This window comes from Gluconobacter sphaericus, assembly GCF_016757795.1.
Classification (GTDB): Bacteria; Pseudomonadota; Alphaproteobacteria; order Acetobacterales; family Acetobacteraceae; genus Gluconobacter; species Gluconobacter sphaericus.
In genome coordinates this window covers 2678396-2697100 of the sequence record NZ_CP068419.1, presented here as the reverse complement: position 1 = coordinate 2697100, position 18705 = coordinate 2678396, and the positions used below count along the sequence as shown (strand labels likewise).

19 protein-coding genes and 1 tRNA gene are annotated in these 18705 nt (G+C 52.8%); 10 read left to right on the top strand and 10 right to left on the bottom strand.

Annotation, left to right across the window (positions count from 1 at the left end):
* Positions 1-8: 8 nt before the first annotated feature.
* The 3 genes from IGS75_RS12710 to IGS75_RS12700 all read right to left on the bottom strand — a co-directional run bounded on the left by IGS75_RS12710 (position 9) and on the right by IGS75_RS12700 (position 2176).
* On the bottom strand, positions 9-947 hold the full coding sequence (locus IGS75_RS12710) for an SH3 domain-containing protein (RefSeq protein ID WP_174787566.1): 939 nt from the start codon (positions 945-947) through the stop codon (positions 9-11).
* A gap of 84 nt (positions 948-1031) precedes the next feature.
* Positions 1032-1409, bottom strand: coding sequence for a DsrE family protein (locus IGS75_RS12705; protein ID WP_141352322.1), 378 nt, complete (start codon positions 1407-1409; stop codon positions 1032-1034).
* Positions 1406-2176 carry a HesA/MoeB/ThiF family protein gene (locus IGS75_RS12700; RefSeq protein WP_141352324.1) on the bottom strand — a complete coding sequence of 257 codons (771 nt, stop codon included), beginning with the start codon at positions 2174-2176 and terminating at the stop codon, positions 1406-1408. The genes IGS75_RS12705 and IGS75_RS12700 overlap by 4 nt, the downstream gene beginning before the upstream one ends.
* Before the next feature lie 101 nt (positions 2177-2277).
* Here IGS75_RS12700 and IGS75_RS12695 point away from each other — a divergent pair, with 101 nt between their 5' ends.
* Positions 2278-2799, top strand: a complete 522-nt coding sequence (locus IGS75_RS12695; protein WP_202257064.1) for a DUF2939 domain-containing protein — start codon at positions 2278-2280, stop codon at positions 2797-2799.
* Between the two features lie 21 nt (positions 2800-2820).
* Here the strand turns inward: IGS75_RS12695 and IGS75_RS12690 are convergent, their stop codons facing one another.
* Positions 2821-3045: a DUF3126 family protein gene (locus IGS75_RS12690; RefSeq protein ID WP_141352328.1), complete on the bottom strand. Its 225-nt coding sequence runs from the start codon at positions 3043-3045 to the stop codon at positions 2821-2823.
* Between the two features lie 187 nt (positions 3046-3232).
* Here IGS75_RS12690 and IGS75_RS12685 point away from each other — a divergent pair, with 187 nt between their 5' ends.
* Positions 3233-3832: a hypothetical protein gene (locus IGS75_RS12685; RefSeq protein ID WP_062269390.1), complete on the top strand. Its 600-nt coding sequence runs from the start codon at positions 3233-3235 to the stop codon at positions 3830-3832.
* Positions 3833-3881: 49 nt separating this feature from the next.
* Here IGS75_RS12685 and IGS75_RS12680 read toward each other — a convergent pair whose 3' ends face one another.
* From IGS75_RS12680 to IGS75_RS12660, 5 genes are read right to left on the bottom strand one after another with little or no spacing between them, the layout of a single operon-like run.
* Positions 3882-4580, bottom strand: a complete 699-nt coding sequence (locus IGS75_RS12680; RefSeq protein WP_141352330.1) for a pyridoxine 5'-phosphate synthase — start codon at positions 4578-4580, stop codon at positions 3882-3884.
* Positions 4577-5581, bottom strand: coding sequence for a 4-hydroxythreonine-4-phosphate dehydrogenase PdxA (gene pdxA / locus IGS75_RS12675; protein ID WP_202258607.1), 1005 nt, complete (start codon positions 5579-5581; stop codon positions 4577-4579). The genes IGS75_RS12680 and pdxA overlap by 4 nt, the downstream gene beginning before the upstream one ends.
* 2 nt (positions 5582-5583) lie before the next feature.
* Positions 5584-7008, bottom strand: a complete 1425-nt coding sequence (locus IGS75_RS12670) for a M20/M25/M40 family metallo-hydrolase (RefSeq protein WP_237468836.1) — start codon at positions 7006-7008, stop codon at positions 5584-5586.
* Between the two features lie 57 nt (positions 7009-7065).
* Positions 7066-10158: a glycosyltransferase gene (locus IGS75_RS12665; RefSeq protein ID WP_202257062.1), complete on the bottom strand. Its 3093-nt coding sequence runs from the start codon at positions 10156-10158 to the stop codon at positions 7066-7068.
* Positions 10159-10212: 54 nt separating this feature from the next.
* Positions 10213-10734, bottom strand: a complete 522-nt coding sequence (locus tag IGS75_RS12660; protein ID WP_202257060.1) for a protein-export chaperone SecB — start codon at positions 10732-10734, stop codon at positions 10213-10215.
* Positions 10735-11199: 465 nt separating this feature from the next.
* On the opposite strand from IGS75_RS12660, the gene IGS75_RS12655 reads away from it, so the two are divergent.
* The 6 genes from IGS75_RS12655 (at position 11200) to IGS75_RS12630 (ending at position 16284) form a co-directional block, all read left to right on the top strand.
* Entirely contained in the window at positions 11200-11535 is a 336-nt protein-coding gene (locus tag IGS75_RS12655) for a LapA family protein (protein ID WP_202257058.1), read from the top strand.
* Between the two features lie 8 nt (positions 11536-11543).
* Entirely contained in the window at positions 11544-12254 is a 711-nt protein-coding gene (gene pyrF, locus IGS75_RS12650) for an orotidine-5'-phosphate decarboxylase (protein ID WP_202257056.1), read from the top strand.
* Entirely contained in the window at positions 12251-12907 is a 657-nt protein-coding gene (locus tag IGS75_RS12645) for a phosphoribosylanthranilate isomerase (RefSeq protein WP_202257054.1), read from the top strand. The genes pyrF and IGS75_RS12645 overlap by 4 nt, the downstream gene beginning before the upstream one ends.
* A gap of 18 nt (positions 12908-12925) precedes the next feature.
* Positions 12926-13016 (top strand) — tRNA-Ser (locus IGS75_RS12640).
* 89 nt (positions 13017-13105) lie between these two features.
* On the top strand, positions 13106-14650 hold the full coding sequence (locus IGS75_RS12635) for a tyrosine-type recombinase/integrase (RefSeq protein ID WP_202257052.1): 1545 nt from the start codon (positions 13106-13108) through the stop codon (positions 14648-14650).
* Between the two features lie 176 nt (positions 14651-14826).
* A complete protein-coding gene (locus IGS75_RS12630; protein ID WP_202257050.1) occupies positions 14827-16284 on the top strand; it encodes a hypothetical protein in 1458 nt (485 codons plus the stop codon).
* On the opposite strand, the gene IGS75_RS12625 is transcribed toward IGS75_RS12630, so the two are convergent.
* Positions 16268-16663 (bottom strand): hypothetical protein, encoded by a 396-nt coding sequence (locus tag IGS75_RS12625; RefSeq protein ID WP_202257049.1) that lies wholly within the window; start codon positions 16661-16663, stop codon positions 16268-16270. The genes IGS75_RS12630 and IGS75_RS12625 overlap by 17 nt on opposite strands.
* 178 nt (positions 16664-16841) lie before the next feature.
* Between IGS75_RS12625 and IGS75_RS12620 the strand changes: the two genes are divergently transcribed.
* Entirely contained in the window at positions 16842-17159 is a 318-nt protein-coding gene (locus tag IGS75_RS12620) for a plasmid mobilization protein (RefSeq protein WP_202257047.1), read from the top strand.
* A 12-nt stretch (positions 17160-17171) separates the two neighbouring features.
* Entirely contained in the window at positions 17172-18698 is a 1527-nt protein-coding gene (locus tag IGS75_RS12615; protein ID WP_202257045.1) for a hypothetical protein, read from the top strand.
* Positions 18699-18705 lie beyond the last annotated feature (7 nt).

Genomic DNA, 18705 nt, shown 5'->3' with positions numbered 1-18705 from the left:
CGAAAAAATCAGTTAGGTTGAATCGTCTCGCCCGGGAGCAGTCCCCAGAAAAGACGGCGGGGCAGCCAGCCCTCGTAGCCCTTCACACTCACGCGGCACCACTGGGAATTCTGGGGGCACAGTTTGATATTGCCCACCGTTCCCTGCTGCAGCACCGCGATGACAGTGCTATCTTCTTCCGGATGGCTCATGAGGAGCACATCATTTTTGTGTGCCCGCGCCTCGTCCTGAGTGGCCACACGGGCGAGAATACGGGCATCGGCCTTGCCAATATGGTCACCTTCCTGCGCGCTTGCCTCGCCGTTCTGGGCTTTCACGCCTTCAGGAGGCAGTCCCGGAATGACAAAGGTCCGGCTGCCATAGAGCGTCGCCTGATGCACCCAGCCTTTCTGGCCATCGGAATCTTCGACAAGGCGCCACACATCAAATTCGCGCTCAATTTCCACGGGCAGCCCGCGACGGTGATAAACCCAGTCGATCGGATACCTGTCTCCCGGTCCGCGACGCATATAGACCTTGTCGGCCCGAAACGCAGCATAACGCGGCAGCGGCAGTCCGGTGTTGCTGCCCTTGTCCGTGTTTTCAGGAGCTGGCGGAATAGGCGGAGTTGCAGGCTGATCAGCTGTTGCTGCACTCGCCGCGGTGGCGGCAGCGCCTGCAGCAACAGCCGGAGCGGCATGTTTCAGAGCGGTGTGATGCATCGTTTTATGCTTCGCCGCTGGTGATGCCGGTTTTGCCGTATCGGCGGCCTTGTGATGTTTTTTGACCGATGCATGCTTATCCACAGTCTTTGCGGCCGTCTCCCCATGCTTCTTGTGATGATGGGCAGCCCAGGCGTCGGAACTCACGAAGCCCGGAGCAGAAAGCAGGACCGTACCTGCCAGCAGCGCTCGAAGAAGAGCAAAATGGCCTTTGGCAGGACGCAGAGGGAAGACTGACATTCTCATGAGCGCATCCCTGCCAAGGGCCGAAGGTTTGGGCAAGTCATCAAAATGGGAAAGACGTCCGAAAATCGTATCTTGGTTAGAAACTTACAGCGCAAGGACGGGATTGTCTCCCGCCAGTTCAAGAAAGCTGACAATTCCCCGCACCGTAACTCCGTCGAGTAGGTCCTTTTCAGATAGACCTGCCATCCTGAGGCCGGCCTCACAGGCCATGACCGTCGCGCCAAGGTCCAGAACCGCTTCCCGGAGTTCCCCGAACCCTGAGATCCCACGGGCCTCGAGCTCACCGTCCGCAATAACCCCTGCAAGTCCCTTCCAGTCCGGCGTCAGCGCCAAAACGCTGCGTCCGCCCGCAAAAATCGTCACATTGCGTCCGAGCGATAGGCCGCCCGCCGCAACAACAAGTGCATAATGCGCCCGCTGCCAGGAATCGTCGGCCAGCGTCAGGAACATGGGATGTGTCATCCGGGCGCCTGCTCATCATGATGGATCTGACATGTAGTATCCCGCTTCAACACGAAACTCTCCATCGTTCCCGACAGCGCATCCCACAGGCGGACACGCGTTTGATCTGTACCTTCCAGTCCGATGACTTCCCGCATGACTTCCACGGCCATTAGGCTTCCCATGACGCCCGCCGCTGCGCCAAGCACACCGGACATGCCGCAGTTCGGCGCTTCTGTCTTTGCGGCCTCTGGAAACAGGCAGCGATAACAGGGGCCGCCCTTTTGCGGCCTGAATACAGCCATCTGTCCTGAAAATCCCTGTACCGCCCCGGATACCAGAGACCGACCATGCCGCACACAGGCATCAGATACGGCCAGCCGTGTGACGATGTTGTCGGTCCCGTCACAGACCAGATCATACTGCGGCACAAGCGCATCTAGCGTGGTGGTCGTCGCGCGAACCTGATGCGGACTGACCCTAACCAGCGGGTTCAGCGCCTTCAGACGCTTTGCCGCGGCCTTGACTTTGAACTCTCCGATGTCGTCAGTGTCATAGAGAACCTGCCGTTGTAGATTGCTGAGATCGACGCGGTCATCGTCCATGATTCCGATACGCCCGATTCCGGATGCAGCAAGCTGCTGAAGCAGTGGAGCTCCCAGCCCTCCGGCGCCGACCACCAGAACAGAGGCTTCGCAAAGTTGCGTCTGCCCGATTGCCCCGACCTGAGGCAGGAGAATATGGCGGGAATACCGCTCCAGCTCGTTGTCAGAAAAATTCATATCCATGAAATGATGATAATTGCTGACTTTCACTCTTGAAAGACGTTAGCGTCAGTGTCGTTCAACCCTGTCCTGGTGTCTCGCAGGACCTGAGCAGAGAAGTCATCATGAAAAACACTTTTCGCAGAGTTATGCCGCGTGCATGGCAGGGGCTTGGTGTCAGTGCAGGCGCTGTTCTGGCAGTCTATGCGGTGTCGCCCTATTTCGCCCTGTGGGATATCGATCGGGCCATGAACGGCAACAATCCATCGCGCCTGGCGCCTCATGTGGACTGGTCAGCGCTGACGCACTGCTTCAAGGAACAGTTTGCGCCTGCCGCACCTGTCGATGATGACCTGCCGGGATTCGGGAGTTCATTTGCGGGGCAGGCTGTGTCTAATGCCATCGATACGCATCTGACACCTGCGACCTTGATCACTACAGCGCATCAGGTGATGCCGCACGCTCCCGCCATGTCAGACTGGCTTGGAATGTGGCATTCCATGCATGCCCATTTCGTGAGCCCAGGAAAGTTCGAGGCCAGTCTGGATCAGCCGGGACAGACACCATTTGTCCTTCACATGAAGTTCGAGCATTGGGGCTGGAAGATCACGCGATTCGAAATGCCTGCACCGGCTCATGCTGCCTGAGGTTTAACGCTGCTTGGGATTTCAGGCAGGCGGTAGGTCTTCTTCCAGAACCGTGATGTGGATGGCGTAGGAGACTTCGCCTTCATCCTCATCGCGGTGAACCGTTCCGATGACTTCTCCGGCAACGGCCAGTTCAACGCTCATGCCCTTGCGGCTGGGCTTGTTGACCGTGAGCTTCGGGGAACCCAGCAGGCGCTGGAGCGTGGTCTGGAGGCGTGTCACCTCGGATGGGGTCATATCGGCCATTGGTGGCATTCCTGTGATGCAAGGGAACTGCCCTCTAACCCATCATCCGGAACAAAGGAACCCGCTTCCTCTATCCCCGTCAGAGATGCTGCTGTAGAAACAGGACACTTCACATCTGATTGTGACCTGTTCGTCATGAATCGTTCCGGGTCTGCAGTCTGCTTCCCTTACGCGCAAAGGAGACATGATGCGCCCGGTTTACACACGCCTTCTCGTTGCCATGACAGCAACCGCAGCCCTTTCTGGGTGTGGCTATTTCGATTCCCGCAGTGCACATAAGGCACAGTACGAAATGGTTGGCATGACAAGCTACGATTTGCAGGCCTGTGCTGGTATTCCGGCTTCCACAAAGAAGCTGAACGATACAACAGAGATCTGGCAGTATGACGGCAGCAAGGCGCTTCCGACGATGCCTTCGGATTCCGGATTCATTCCTGTCCAATCCGCTATTAGCATCTATCAGTCCGCATTTGGCGGTGGTGGTACGGCCTGTCGCATGCTGGTCCGCATGGATCATGACCGGGTTTCCGAAGTGCATTACACAGGTAATGACGACGAATATATCGGAACGGACGGTATTTGCTCCATCATTACTCGTGGCTGTGCCCGTCAGCGTGAATCCACGATGCGTCGCGTGAATGGCGGCCCCTTCGGCCCTGTATCTGGCTTCCACCCGCCCCGTACGCCGGCGCAGAGTGCGACAGCAACCTATTCGGACCAGTCCGGGAAATACGTTCCCAAGTTCACAAACGACGACACTCAGCCGGTTATCCAGCCGGTCAAGTGAACCTTAAAAAGGAGGAGCGGGACGACAGACGTCCCGCTCCTCCTTGCGTTTATGAATTTATGAGGCTTTTCATTTTGCGGACCACCGGTCCCAGCCCGTCAAAAACGGCCTGCCCGATCAGAAAATGGCCGATATTCAGTTCGGCAAGCCCTGCCAGGCCCGCAATCGCGCCCACATTGTCGTAAGTCAGTCCGTGCCCGGCATGGAGTTCCAGCCCACAGGCTGCGACCGTCTCCGCCGCTGACCGCAGACGTTCCAGTTCCTGGCTACCGCCCAGAGCGTAAGCGCCGGTATGAAGCTCCACAACGGGCGCTCCCAAAGCTGCAGCGGTTTCGATCTGTCGCGCCTCGGGATCGATGAACAGTGAAACCCGGATGCCAGTATCCCGCAGCCGCGCGATTTTCGGCTTGAGTGCCTCACTCTGTCCCACGACATCCAGGCCGCCTTCGGTCGTGATTTCCTGGCGTTTTTCAGGCACCAGGCAGCAGGCATGCGGCCGAAGATCACAGGCAATCCGGACCATCTCGTCCGTCGCAGCCATCTCGAAGTTCAAAGGCGCGGATAGCGCCTTGAGCCGGGGCATGTCAGCATCGCGGATATGGCGCCGGTCTTCTCGCAGATGCGCCGTAATCCCGTCTGCGCCCGAGGCGATGGCCAGTTCGGCCGCCGCTATGGGGTCGGGGAACGTGCCCCCTCTGGCATTGCGCAGCGTAGCGACGTGATCAATGTTCACTCCAAGACGGATCATGATCCTTTTCCTTCCTGATAAGCGCTCATTCCGCCAGCCAGTCGGATCGCCGACAGAAGACTGGACACATCCGCCCGGCAGGTATCCGTCACAGGACCTGCGATATCAAAAGCCGTCCCATGGTCAGGCGAGGTGCGGATAATCGGCAGCCCGAGCGTCACGTTCACGCCTTCTTCCATATCAAGCGTCTTCAGTGGAATGAGCGCCTGATCATGATACATGCAGATCGCTACATCGTAATGCGGCCGGGCCTTGGCGCTGAACATCGTGTCCGGCGGCATCGGCCCATGACAGTCGATCCCCTGTGTCCGGAGCCTGTCGATTGCGGGCTGAATGATTGTAATTTCTTCATTGCCCATCATGCCGTGCTCACCAGCATGAGGATTCAGCCCCGCGATTGCCAGGCGCGGAGACACAATCCCGAAATCACGTTGGAGCGCCGCATTGGCGATCTCCGCCACCTGTACGATGCGTTCGGTTGTCAGGGTCTCCATAGCCCTGCGGAGCGAGACATGAACCGTCACCGGGACAACCCTGAGCTGGGGCGAGACCAGCATCATGATCTCTTCTCCGAGCATATCACATAGAGCCGCCAGAAATTCCGTATGACCCGGATAGGGGAAACCGGCCGCAGCCAGAACATGCTTGGCAATCGGGTTCGTCACGACCCCGCCGGCACGCCCTGCAAGAGCATACTCAACGGCCTTACGGATACTGTTGATTGTCGCTGCGGCATTCCGGGAATCAGGCTGACCCGGAATGACCTCTACTTCGCATGGAACCGGCAGAACAGGCATGCTGTCAGGAAAAACACTCGTCGCCTCTTCCGGCGTTGTGATGCAGGTCACGGGCACAGCGTGCTCAACCAGACGTGGATCACCGAGCCAGAAGAAGGTCCCTTCCTTTGAAGGTCGCAGCCTGCGCCAGGCTTCTGCTGCAAGCTGTGGGCCGATCCCCGCCGGATCTCCAAGCGTCACTGCAAGCGGCAGCGGGTGTTTCATCGTCAGCGGGCGTCTGCCAGCGCCGCTAGGACGCGCACCCATGAACGGATACCCTTGTGGAAGGAATCCAGCCCGTACTGTTCGTTCGGGGAATGGATCCGGTCGTCATTCTGGGCAAATCCAATCATGAGAGCATCCAGCCCCAGCGCATCGCGGACTTCGCCGGCCACAGGGATGGAGCCGCCCGAACCGACAGTCGCGGCAGGCACGCCCCATTCATCACTCAGGGCCTTCAGGGCTGGTGCCAGAAAACAGCTGTCACGGGAAACTTCGAAGCCTGGAGAACCACCATGGGCAGTGAATGTGACGTGGGCGTCGGAAGGCAGGGCTGCGCGGATATGGGCACGGAAGGCCTCGCGGATGCGATCAGGGTCCTGACCGGGAACCAGTCGGAACGAGACCTTCGCCATGGCTTTGGCGGGAAGAACAGTTTTAAACCCCTCGTCCTCATAACCACCGGAAATGCCGTTGATTTCACAGCTCGGGCGGCACCACGTCTGTTCGATCGCGCTATAGGCCTTCTCTCCCGCTGCGACCGACAGCCCAACCTCCTCCAACAGGGAGTGGTCATCAGGGAAAAGCCTGCTCCACTGCGACCGTGTGGCCGGAGATGGATCCTGGATGCCGTCATAGAAACCCGGCAGTGTGACACCACCCTCGGCATTCCGAAGTGTCGCCAGAGCCTGACAGAGAACGGCAATCGGATTGGCGGCAGCATTGCCGTACAGACCGGAATGCAGATCATGGCTGGCGCACTGGATGACTACTTCTTCGGCCATCATGCCGCGCAGGGAGGTCGTGATTCCCGGTGTTCTGCGATCCGCCATGCCGGTATCACAGACGAGCGCCACATCTGCTTTGAGTTCGGCAGCATTTTCCTTGAGGAACGGGAGCAGGTTTGCCCCTCCACATTCCTCTTCGCCTTCCAGCAGAACACTCACTTTGACTGGAAGCGACCCCGTAACTTCTTTCCAGGCGCGGCAGGCTTCAAGGAAGGTCATTACCTGCCCCTTGTCGTCGCTCGCTCCGCGGGCAACGATGACCTTACGTCCTGAAGCGTCCTCGATCAGCCGTGGATCGAAGGGCGGTGCATTCCAGAGGGCTTCCGGATCTGTCGGCTGCACATCGTAATGACCATAGAACAGGACATGGGGTCGACCATCGCTGCTGCCGCCAGCCTGATCATGACCCACGACCATCGGGTGCCCTGGAGCCGCCCAGTGAACGTCGCGGATTTCTGCTTTCATCCCCAGCTGTTCAAGCTCCTTCCGCATCCAATCCGCAGCTTTCCGGCAATCGGCGGCGTGTGTGGGCTGCGTGGAAATACTCGGAATGCGGAGAATCTCGAACAGGCGTGAGACCGAAGTGTCCAGATGGGTGTCGACGGTCTGGAGAACGGTATCAAGTGTCTCGGAATTGGCAGTCATCTTGTGTTCCATGTTCGGGGTGTCAGTCACCCAAAATCAGACCGGAGAGCCGGTCTTTTAATCGCTGTTGGTTGTAAGTCGGCGCGGCTGGAGACGGATCGGCGCGGGGGCGAAATCGGGAGCGGTCTCGGACAGTCTGTGCGCACGAGGCGTTATGGTCGAGGGCGCAAGAGGCGTGGTGCCTGCCGCAATGGAAAGGATCTTGCGAAGGTCATCATGAAAATTCGAACGGGATGCCTCCTCTTCCATTCTGGCTTGCGCCCCATGGCTTATCGTATTCCATAGATCCATGTCCGTATACAGCCTGATCACGGCCTGGGCGAACTGCTCCGGATTGCAGAAGCCTCCAGACAGGCAGTCTTTTTCGTTCTCCCATGCCAGTGTCGTGCAAACTGTTTCGGAAAGGACTGCAGGCAGCCCTGCCGCAGCTGCATCCAGAACTTCCCGCGGGATGGCTGGCAAAACGCGCGTGGGCTCCACGAGAATACGGCGTGACCTGTAGAGAGCGGTAAGATCGGCTTCCTCCTGGAAGGCTTCCAGTCGCCGATATCGCGCGAACGCGGAGAGATCGACCCCGGCGGCTTTATGGCCCGCAAGGAGAACGGTTGCGTCCGGTGGTAGACCGCGATCCAGCTGTGAAAGGACCTCATGGACGAACCAGTGCAGACCGTCATGAACTGCATCACCGCTGGCAAAGACTGGAAGAACAAGCAGGATGCCCGAGCGTTCGCCAAAGCCGGGCGAGAGTGTCGTTGGCACAGGCGGTGCACCAAGGACCTGTACATTGCTAAGGCCAAGGACCTCCAGATCGGCCTTTTCGGCTTCCGTCCCGGCAACCACTGCCTGTGTCATCCAGACCTGATCAATATCCTGCTCCAAATCATCAAAAAGCAGCTCCCGGTCATCGATCGCTCCGACAAGCCGGCGATTATGGGTCTCACGGGCATGGCTTGCGTGAATATCTGCGACCATTCCCAGTCTGGGCAGCGATTGCGGGTGTTGCTGCAGGATCGGTGCGGCTCGCTGGAGTGTTTTCATGCCGCCGATCCAGATGTAATCAAAGCATCCCACCCGCTCGCGCAGGAAATTGGCAAGCTCGGAGAGGTCACAATCGTCCATCAGTTCGATGTTTGCCGGAAAATCCAGTGCCGTTGAGACACAGTCATGAAGGCTGCCATCAAGTGGAAAGACAGTCACCTGATATCCCAGCTGGCTTAGTCCCATCATCATGTCGCGGTGGCGTAAAAAGGGTGTTCCCAGAATGACATGAGGCAGTCGTTCACATAGGAACAGGATGGCTGGCGCTCCAGATGCAGAGCGGGCCCGCATGAGGCTGGTTCCCGGCAAGGGCTGTCTCGAGAGTAGTCCTGCGAAGCGGCGTTTCAGCCAGGTCTCATTGCGCGCGCGCAGCTCTGGCACGATTTCCTGCTCAGAAGCCGAGCGGTCGAGTACATCCGGATCATACAGGATCTTTCCCCCGGCCTGTCGCAGGGACAGGCAGATGGCCAGCATTTCGGCTTCTGGGCCGATGTAGCCGGAATTGAGCCGGTTGTGATCATGGAGCGGAAGGCGGCGACAGAACAGCAGGCCACCGGTGAAGGCGTCTACCCATCTCCGGAAGGCGATTTCAGGTTCGTTCGCCCGCAATCCCTGCCCAAAGGGGGTAAAGGCTGCAGTACGCCAGACGATGCTGCCGGCTTCACGGACCCGTCCATCAAGTGCCAGCGACTGCCCGCCTACCGCGTAGACTTCAGGGTCTGCGAAGGCTTCAAGAGCAGTATTCAGGCTTCCGGGGAAAGGCTGAACGCCAGCGGCCAGCATGAGGATGACCTCCGCCCTTGCAAGCTCAAGCCCTAGCGCGACCTGTTCGGTATGCGTGGTTCGGTAAGGAGGACGGACGATGTGAATTCCACGAACAAATCTCTCGATCTGGGCCGTCTCATCCGTGGAGCCTGCATCCACCAGAATGATTTGAAGATTGCGTTCACTGTTCGCATGAAGTGCGGCAAGCGTTGCGAGGGCTTCAAGAAACTGGTTCGAAACAGGCAGGATGACCGTTATGTCCGGCATGGTGACCGGGCGGAAATCCAGAGGGCCGCGGATCAACGAGGGAATGAGGGTCTGCGCCCGTTGAAGATCCAGAAGCTGACACTGCTCTGCTGGGATGTCGAGAACGGCCTCATTTATCAGGTTGCCCTGGGACTGGACCCAGAGCGTGAAAATATCGGGGATATCCGGTCTGCGCAGTTGTCGCTGTGTTCCGCTTTGGCTCAGGAAGGCGGCTAGATCGACCCCCGCCTGGGGCTGTCGTTTTTCGGCTATGCCGAAACGTATGAAATGCTCATAGCCGTTCCGAAAGCCCCCATTGGTCACGATATTGCCGACATCGGGATATTGCGCAGCATAAAAGGCTTCGCTGAACCACGGATTGGGATCGTATGCTGTCGGATTGCCATTGGTCAGGTAATGATGAAGCGGACTTTGGAACTTGCCGTTCTCCAGTGCCTCTACAACATCCGGATAGCGCTCAAGATACCATTGCGGATCGAAATACCAGGAGCTGCGCCGTCGACCGGCCACCGAAAATCTGATGAACTGGGCGAAATCACCAATCGCGAAATCATAATGCTGCCGTTCTGCCATGCTGGCGGCACGAAAGACTTCGGGATCGAAAAATACATGCGATTTGCGATGTTCCTGATCACCGACTGCAAGATAATGGTCGTATCCGTTGCAGAAGCCCTGTGAGGCCAGCACGTGGGGGCTCAGGTCGGGATTGCAGCTGAAATAGTTTTCTTCGGAAAACAGCCAGTGCGGTGAGCGGCTTCGAAAGCCACTTTCACAGTAATGAAGGAAACCACTGTCGAAAATCCCCAGACTGATGCCTTCGCGGACATCCGGGTTCTGGCGCAGATACCATTCTTCATCAAAAAAACGGTTGGGAGAGAGTCCTGCCCTGGCGCCTTTGCGTTTCCAGTGCCGCTCCAGCCCTTCGTCACTCAGATCAAGCTCGCCAGCCTCTCCGCTGTCCTTGGCTTCCTCCCGCAGGCGCAGCCCATAACGTGTGCGGTACCATTCAGCGTCAAACGCAGCCCACAGAGGTGGCCGGTCGCCCGCGAAAGCCGGAGATACAAGGATATGATCTTTCATTGACGCTTGATCCTCTGGGAGAGCACACGGAACGGTAAAGCTATCGTGCAAAGTTTAACGCTGCTGTGTGCGTCGGCTCTGCCAGAGTTCATGGAAGTCAATGGGCTGGATGTTAGGAGACGGGAATCCAGCTTCACGAACCGTGTTTAGCATGACACTGCGTGCGGCCGGGAACAGGAAGCGCGGTGCCTCAACCAGCAACAGGGGCTCGATTGCGTCCTGCGGGATACGTCCCGTCAGACCGAACAGGCCTGCATACGCCACGCTGAGTTCATACAGCACTTTCGGATTGAGAGCGTCCTGTGTGGGGGCGCGCTCAAAACCCTGGGCACGGATGACCAGACTGACCTCGAATGTCGGCTGATCCCCAAGCTGGCGTCCTGTCACATCGACCATCATGCCGATATGAGGCTGCGACGGTAGCTCCCTGTACACGTCCGGGGTATTCTGTACGTCAATCGACAGCGTCCGAAGGTACTGTGAACCGATGATGAGGGATGAGGAAGACGGCAGGGAATCCGAGACATCCAAGCCGGCAGAAGTTCCTGTCACGGTGTCGGCGTATGTTTGACTCATAATGTTTGCATCCTCATGCGGTCATCATCATTCCCTACATTTCATATTGCACTGAAAAGCAAGGAAATGTGGCACCCCATACTTTGTCATGATGTTTACGTTTTGACCAGCGGGGCGAAGTCTGGTGATCTTTCATTTTGAAGCTCCAGACGCTCGTAATCGGGGGCCGGTTCCTTGGAGGGTATGGAGTGTTTTTCCTTATCGGCCCGACAAGCCTCATCATTCCGGTTCAGTCTATCAAAACAGTCCAGAAGATAGCATGTTTCAGAGGCGCTCACCAGAACAGGAAGATTTCAGACACCTCAGTCTCTTTTGGTGATATCTTGGGGATGATATCGCCATCTGGCATGATGTCAGCACTGGCGTATGATACCGTCTGCACCGGGCATCATGACTGCTGACAGGTATCAATCTTCTTGCCCGCACATCTTGTTGTGTTGCAGGTAGCACGATAGGACCATGTTCATGCTCAGATTGCTCATTCTCGTTATTCTTCTTGCGGTCCTGATCGTTTTTGCCCTGAGCAATACGGATCTGGAGCCCATCTGGCTGGTGTCCTTCGGTTGGCACCTGTCCATTGGCACCCTTGTCCTAGGTGTCGGCGTGGTTGCTCTGCTGTTTGGTTTCCTGATTGGTCTGATCGGTGACATGCAGCAGCGTTCGCGCGCACGTCGCGCCGAGCAGCATGTCCGGACCCTCGAAAGTCAACTGGTCGAACTCCACCAGCGTCTCGATCGTCTTCAGAACCCAGCAGGTTCCCCTCTTCCAGGCACCACGCCCGCCCAGTCTGAAAAGGTCTGATCTCCACCATGTCCAGGCGCACACGACTGATCGCAGCCCTCGATACCGCATCTCGTTCCACGGCCCAGCACTGGGCCGACAGCCTGAAAAAAGACGTCGACGCCATCAAGCTCGGTCTCGAATTCACTTATGCTTGCGGACTGGATGCGGTAAAAACCGTATCGGCCGGGCACGAACTGTTTTTGGACCTGAAACTGCACGATATTCCTCATACCGTCGCATCAGGCCTGTCTGCCCTCGCCCCGATCAGACCAGCCCTGACGACCATCCATGCCAGCGGCGGTTCCGAAATGATTGCCCGGTCCCGGGAAGCTCTTGAAAGGGTTTTCCCCGCAGGTACACGGCGCCCGAAACTGCTTGCCGTCACGGTGCTGACGAGCATGAACGCTGAGGGCCTGCTGGATATCGGCGTCAACGCCACGCCACAAGAGCAGGTACTTAGACTTGGAAAGCTGGCCGTCAGCGCTGGCGCGGACGGTCTGGTCTGCTCAGCGCACGAGATTGCGCCTCTGCGCGATGCCTTGGGAGACGATCCCGTTCTGGTCGTGCCGGGCATTCGTCCTGCTGGGAGCGCTTCCGACGACCAGAAGCGCATCATGACGCCCGCACAAGCTGCCCAAGCCGGCGCCGACTGGATCGTCGTGGGACGGCCCATCACGAAAGCCTCAGATCCGGTTCTGGCCGCCAGAGCTATCATGGAGGAACTAGCCAGCGCATGACCGGCGTCAAGATCTGCGGAATTCGTGACACCCAGACAATGGTGCTTTGTGCGCGTCTGAAGGTTGACTGGGTCGGGTTCGTATTCTGCGATGCTTCGCCACGGTTTGTAACCGCTGATGACGCTCTTCGCCTGCATGAGAGCGCACCATCCGGTCAGGAAGGTGGGCCTCTGCGGGTCGGTCTGTTTGTGAAATCCGATGACGACTTTATCGGACAGGTTCTGCGGACTATTCCACTGGATATTCTCCAGATCTATGACACCCCGGAACGGGCAATAGAAATCCAATCCCGTTTCGACCGCCCCGTCTGGCAGGCTTGCGGCATTGCCAAATATTCGGACCTGCCGACAGACCCAAGCATGGCAGGGTATGTCATCGAAGCCCCCAAGCAGGAACAGGATCATCGTCCAGGTGGTCTGGGGCGGATTTTTGACTGGTCCCTAACCCAGAAATGGATACCCCCCTCATCCTGGATTCTCGCAGGCGGCCTGAATCCCGGCAATGTCCAACGTGCAATCCTGGAAAGCCAAGCGCCAGCAGTTGACGTTTCTTCGGGGGTAGAAGCTGCTCCTGGCTGTAAATCCGCTGAACTTATTGAAAAATTTGTCCAGAACAGCCGAAAGGCACTTGATCTCAAGCCGAAGCTCTCGTAAACACCGCCTCGCTCGACAGGAGAGATGGCCGAGCGGCTTAAGGCGCACGCTTGGAAAGCGTGTGTACGTTAATAGCGTACCGTGGGTTCGAATCCCACTCTCTCCGCCAGTAACTCATTGAAAAACAACGGAAAATCGTTCTCTCGGTTTTAAGAGAGCGGGATTTCTCCAAAAACCTTCTCCACTTTGGAGAAGCAGATGCTTCGGCTTGTCGGCAGTCACTATCACTTTCGCAGGGTCGTCCCTGCCCTATTGCGTGATATTGTGGGAAAGCGAGAACTGTGGTTCAGCCTGCGAACTGCGGACAGACTGGAAGCTAAGGCCAGAGCGTCATACCTTTACGGACAGACATCCATCCTGTTCCGTAAGGCTCCTGATATGACCCCTGATGAAGTCGCACAGCTCCTTAACGAGCAGGCAGAAGCCTACGAGTTGATACTCAAGTCCGAACGCAAAGGGCATGAACTCGAAAGAGCAGAAATTCTACTCCAGCGTGTTCAAGACCATTCCGAATCTCTGGACCAATTCAACAAGCTGAAAACGGCCACGCAGGAACTTATGGACCTGATGGAAAAAATTAACTTTCAGTCATCTATTAAGGACAGGGTGAATCAGGAGCGTATCAACGACCTTAAAGAGACCATCAATACACTGGCTCAAAACCGGCTTTCCTCTCCTATGGCAGGAGTACAGGATGAAAGAGCCGAACCTGCTCCTAAACCTATCAGAAAGGCTAAGCTCCCTATTTCCGTGGTGATGGCTAAGCATCTGGATGGGAAAAAAGTCAGTCCTCATACAATTCAGAATGCCAAGAAAAGTATGGCTCTGTTCGTCTCCTGCTTTGGAGATATGGATGTCAGAGATATTAATGGGAACGTCGTCGGTGATTTCAGAGATGCTTTGCTTTCCCTTCCTGCCGTGCATGGGAAAGGGAGAAAAGGACTCTCGATTCAGGAAGAGATTGACCGTGTTCTAAGTGAAGAACTCGATACCCTTTCCCCCAAAACAGTGAAGAATCACTTTTCAAAAATTTCACCAGCTTGGGCTGATTTGGTCAGGCGTGAAATTGTTCCTCGCAATCCATGGCAAGGATGGGACTTTGATACTACACAGAAGGTTATCCGCAGGGCGTGGACAGATAACGAACTCCTGACACTGATGAATTCATCATGGAATAGGAACGCAATCTCAAAATATACATATCAAGCCATTGTTATGATGGCCCTTTATACGGGCATGAGACTTGGTGAAATCGCCAACGTTCGGAACGAAGATATTACGGAGATAAATGGCATTCCCTGCTTTTTAATACGGGAACATCCCGAAACAGGATGGAAACCTAAAACATCCGCAGGTGTCCGAACCGTTCCCATACATCCCAAGCTCATGACCTTCGGGATTATGAATTTCATTAAGAAGCAGGAAAAATATTTATTCTCAGAACTACGTGGAAGCGATACGCGCTCAAGAGGTCAAACCTTCGCTAATGAATTCTCTAAACATAAGACCGCTATCGGCTTGCCTCTGGCTGTTACCTTCCATGGTTTCCGCCATACCGTTTCTACAAAACTGCGAAACGTAAAAGCAGATATCCGCGAGATATGGATTGATGCCCTCCTTGGTCATGAGGCAAGTCATAAATCCATGGGAACCCTGAACTACACATCAGGCATTGATATTGAAAATCTGCACAGCGTTGTGGAGTGCCTGAAATACGAGAATAACATGGAGATGACGAAATAAAAAAAGAGGAAGGAAAACAAATCCCTTCCTCTTTTTGTGCTATACTATCTCCAACGCCTCGATAACTTTGACGAGAACTCAGGCTAATTGGAGAACATCAATGCTTATACTATACACCATTTTCATGCATTTTGTAATGATTTCCGAAAATAATTTCGCTCGTCGTAGCGGGAATTATGCCATGTAAGAATCTCAAAGATTTCTCAGATGTTATCATTTCCAATTCTGGAAACATCATTTCACATGATAAATATGTAAGACAATCCGAGCAATTCCAACAACTTCGCGCTCGTTCCGAAGACCTAGCCAATAGGTTAGAATATCTGGGGATTCCTGCTTTTCAGCAGGAGCAAGACATTACAAAAATCGGACTGATTACAGGAATCGAGAAGCAAGCTGAACGTGCCTTTCGTCATATTTTGCTCATTCCGTCAGTAATGCAACAAGACCGTAAAGCTCTGGTCAGGTCATTAAATTATTGGATTGAGAACGACTTTTTGAGACGTTCCAGAAACCTCAGATATGCAGTGATAACGTGTGAAAATGTTCCATTCTTTGGCGATTTGAAGCAAACGCACTCTTATTGGTCGAGAAAGGTATCAGACACTTTCCGAGACCTCAGCAAGCTTTTCGGGATAAAAATCCAGCTCAGGACGACTGAGATAACAATCAATAATCAGGATGAATCCATCAATCTTCATATGAACATCCTATATGAAGCCAGTCGATATATTACCAACAAACAAGGCGGATGGGGTGCTGTCTCATCTTATATGTATCAAAAGCTGAGATGCAGGATTCATGACGGAATAGTCCAGAGTCCGAAGAAGGCTATCAGCTACATCTTGAAGCCGTTTGATGTGTCATCAATGTCAAATGAGTCCCTTCCCTGGTTAGCAACCGAGATGCATGGGATGCGTCTTGTGCAAAAATATAATGATTTTCAGCGGTTTTCTGCGGGTCTTCGAGACAATAGAGAGCGCATCATATTCAAGAATGACACAAAAGATTTTGTAAGGATTCAAAAACGTAGGGTCGTTGATAACAACTCCCTCATCGAAGACGATGAAGATTATGAGATTTCAAAGGCTCAATACGATGATGAAAACCCTACTCGTCTTCGATTTAAACGCACAGAACAGCGAAGAGCAGATATTAAAGATAATGAAATTTTTGGTCTGATGATGCCTCACTGTTATTCCTTCAATATCACTGAACCAGTTTTATTAATCAGAAATCGAAATCCTCAGGATGAAAGTTTCAGATTTTTCTTGAACGATCTGAGGCAGTCATTAAAAAGCAAGATCAAAGACAAACTCACTATAGATGAATTAAAAACAACCAACAAGAAAGCTGATTATATCATTTACGATATGTATATACAAAATATAACAGATATCACATCACTAAAATCGAACCCTATATCTTTAACTCATAAACGACATCTCACAGGAGATACTTCAATGTATTACTCTGTGGGGGGTGCAGGGGGGTCGGAAACACCCCTGCCCGATTTGATTGATATCTTTGATGTTGATGATTTAGAACCTATAGACATTCCAGATTCAGATTACTTCGAAGAGATTGAAGAGCTATTCGGACCTTACACGGACTGGGTTAATCATCATCCTTAAATTTTTGATCAGGGTTATAATTCATATTGACCAAGGCCCGGTCACACACTGTTTTTTCACAGTCAAATCCAAATTCAAAAATCATTTTAAATTTATGCAAAAATTTTACATAAGCATTCATGACATCATCATAAAATATATCATTTCTAAGAAGTGAATCATTCTCTTCATCTGACAATAACCCAAAACTATTGTCAAATAGATCATTCTGACTCAATAACTGTTTTAAACGAATTAAAGATATTTCAGCTTTTTTCAATATTTCGAATTTATAATGTTCAGGATGAATACAATTTGCAATTCCCTGTTCCAGAAATACAAGCTTAGCACGAGAAAAGCTCTTTTGCAGAAGATCAATATCGTCGCTTATGAAATTCATTTCAATAACCTCCTAAAGATATTGTATAGCAGGTTCGACAGGATGCAATCCTTCGCCAGTCTTACTGTGGGTGGTTGTGCCACCTACAGTAGGTCTGGCTACCATTAAATATAGTATTTTTGTATACAATCAATCACTTGCGAATCTCATGCTATAATGTGTCTACGAGGATAGGCACATGACTACATTCAAAACCAACTCAGTTCATTTCAGATGCTCTGATACTGACTTAAAAACAATTAAGCGAAACGCAAGAGAGAGAAAATTATCAACCTCAGTTTTTATTCGCTCCGCATGCATGAACGATATTGCTGGTGGCTCTATGGTATCTGAAGAACTTTCAAAGATACGAAAAGAGATAAATGCTATAGGAGTAAATATTAACCAGATAGCGAAACGTAGCAATCAAGGCGATAGCGTCGATATCTCTGGATTGCATTCTGTAGTCGATGAAATTCAACGCGACATAAATGATGTACTAAGAAAGATTCGATAATGGTGATGCATCATGATTATCAAATCCAACCCGATGGTATCATCATCTAATCCGTTAGGGGTCTATGATTATTTTGCCACCAATGACAAAAACGAAGATATCGAATTATTAAAAGGAAATCCGCAAGACGTTGAAAACTGCTTCGCAGACGGTCAGGATTTCAACCGAAAAAATGCAATGCGTCATTTTCAGGTATCGTCGCGTGAGACACTTACTGATGAACAGTTCAGAGATGCGATATCTCGAATTCAACAGGAGTTCGATATTCCTGATGAAGATATCGTATTAAGTGCCATACACACATATAGAGGTCATTCCAAAACCCGAGACCCACGCCATGGACACTTTGGCATCAGGCTTGTGAATTCAGAAACTGGTCAGGTCAGGCGATTTGATAATCTGTATCAAAGACAGGAAAAAATCGCTCGCATGTTCGAAGTCGATCACGGTTTGCAGTTGGTCAAAGGTCGCCACAACGTCGCTGTATATGAGAATGTCCCGCAGGAATACAAAGACGCTATCAGGCCATTAACTGAAGGCCCATTGCCTAACAGCTTCGTCAGGGATGGAGCATATCAGGCGATGAAAAGGAATGGCGGAAAGCCGTTCGATATCAGAGCCGAGGCAAAAGAAATATTATCCCGTTGCGATGGTTTTCAGTCATTTCAATCCGCTCTCCAAGAGAAAGGATGGACTATTGCACAAGGTGAGAAGAAGCTCATTCTGAATGATGAAAATGGGAAATTTGTCGGCTCACTCGACAGAATTCTTGGAATGAAAAAAGATGAATTCACTCAATTCATTGCAGGTCATGAAATTACGAAAAATGAGGTAGCCAGACCTACTGTAGGTGGCACAACCACCCACAATAAGACTGGCGAAGGATTGCATCCTGTCGAACCTGCTCAAGTGTCAAAGAAGCCTTCTGAAAGCAAAGAACAGCAACACCAGGTCAAAGCCCACGAACAGCACCAGCAAGGCTCTGGCGGGGCTTCTATGAATCACGAGGCCGATAGAATTTCTGTTTCTGATGATATGACCCACGACCAGAAACAGGCAATCAGTTCATTGAACAAGAAAGCCAATGAAGACGAGCAAGATATCAAAGATTTAGAGCAACGCATCAGAGCCAGAAATGAAATTCTTGATAATCTGTTCAAACCGCAAAAACAGAATTTTAACCCGTTCGTCGAGTGGGTGAATTATCTTTCGGATGAAAAGCAAAAATCTCAGGACATCATTGATGCGAAACATCCGACGCTCAAGCATGTAGACGACAAGAAAATTCGGGGATTCATATATAAGAATTTCTCTGACGAATTAGAGCAATTCAAGAAAGAAAAACAAAAACTCAGAGATATAAGACAGCACATCAAAGAGCTTGATAATGCGTTGTTTTTCAGGGGATCAAGGCAAGAAAAAGCTGAAAAAGAGCAACGCGAACAAATTGAAAAAATGGCATTGATGGCGATGCACTTGACGCACATGATTATGCATAAGCTCGGTCTGACGAAGAGCAAGCCCATGGCATTTGAGTAGCCCCTAG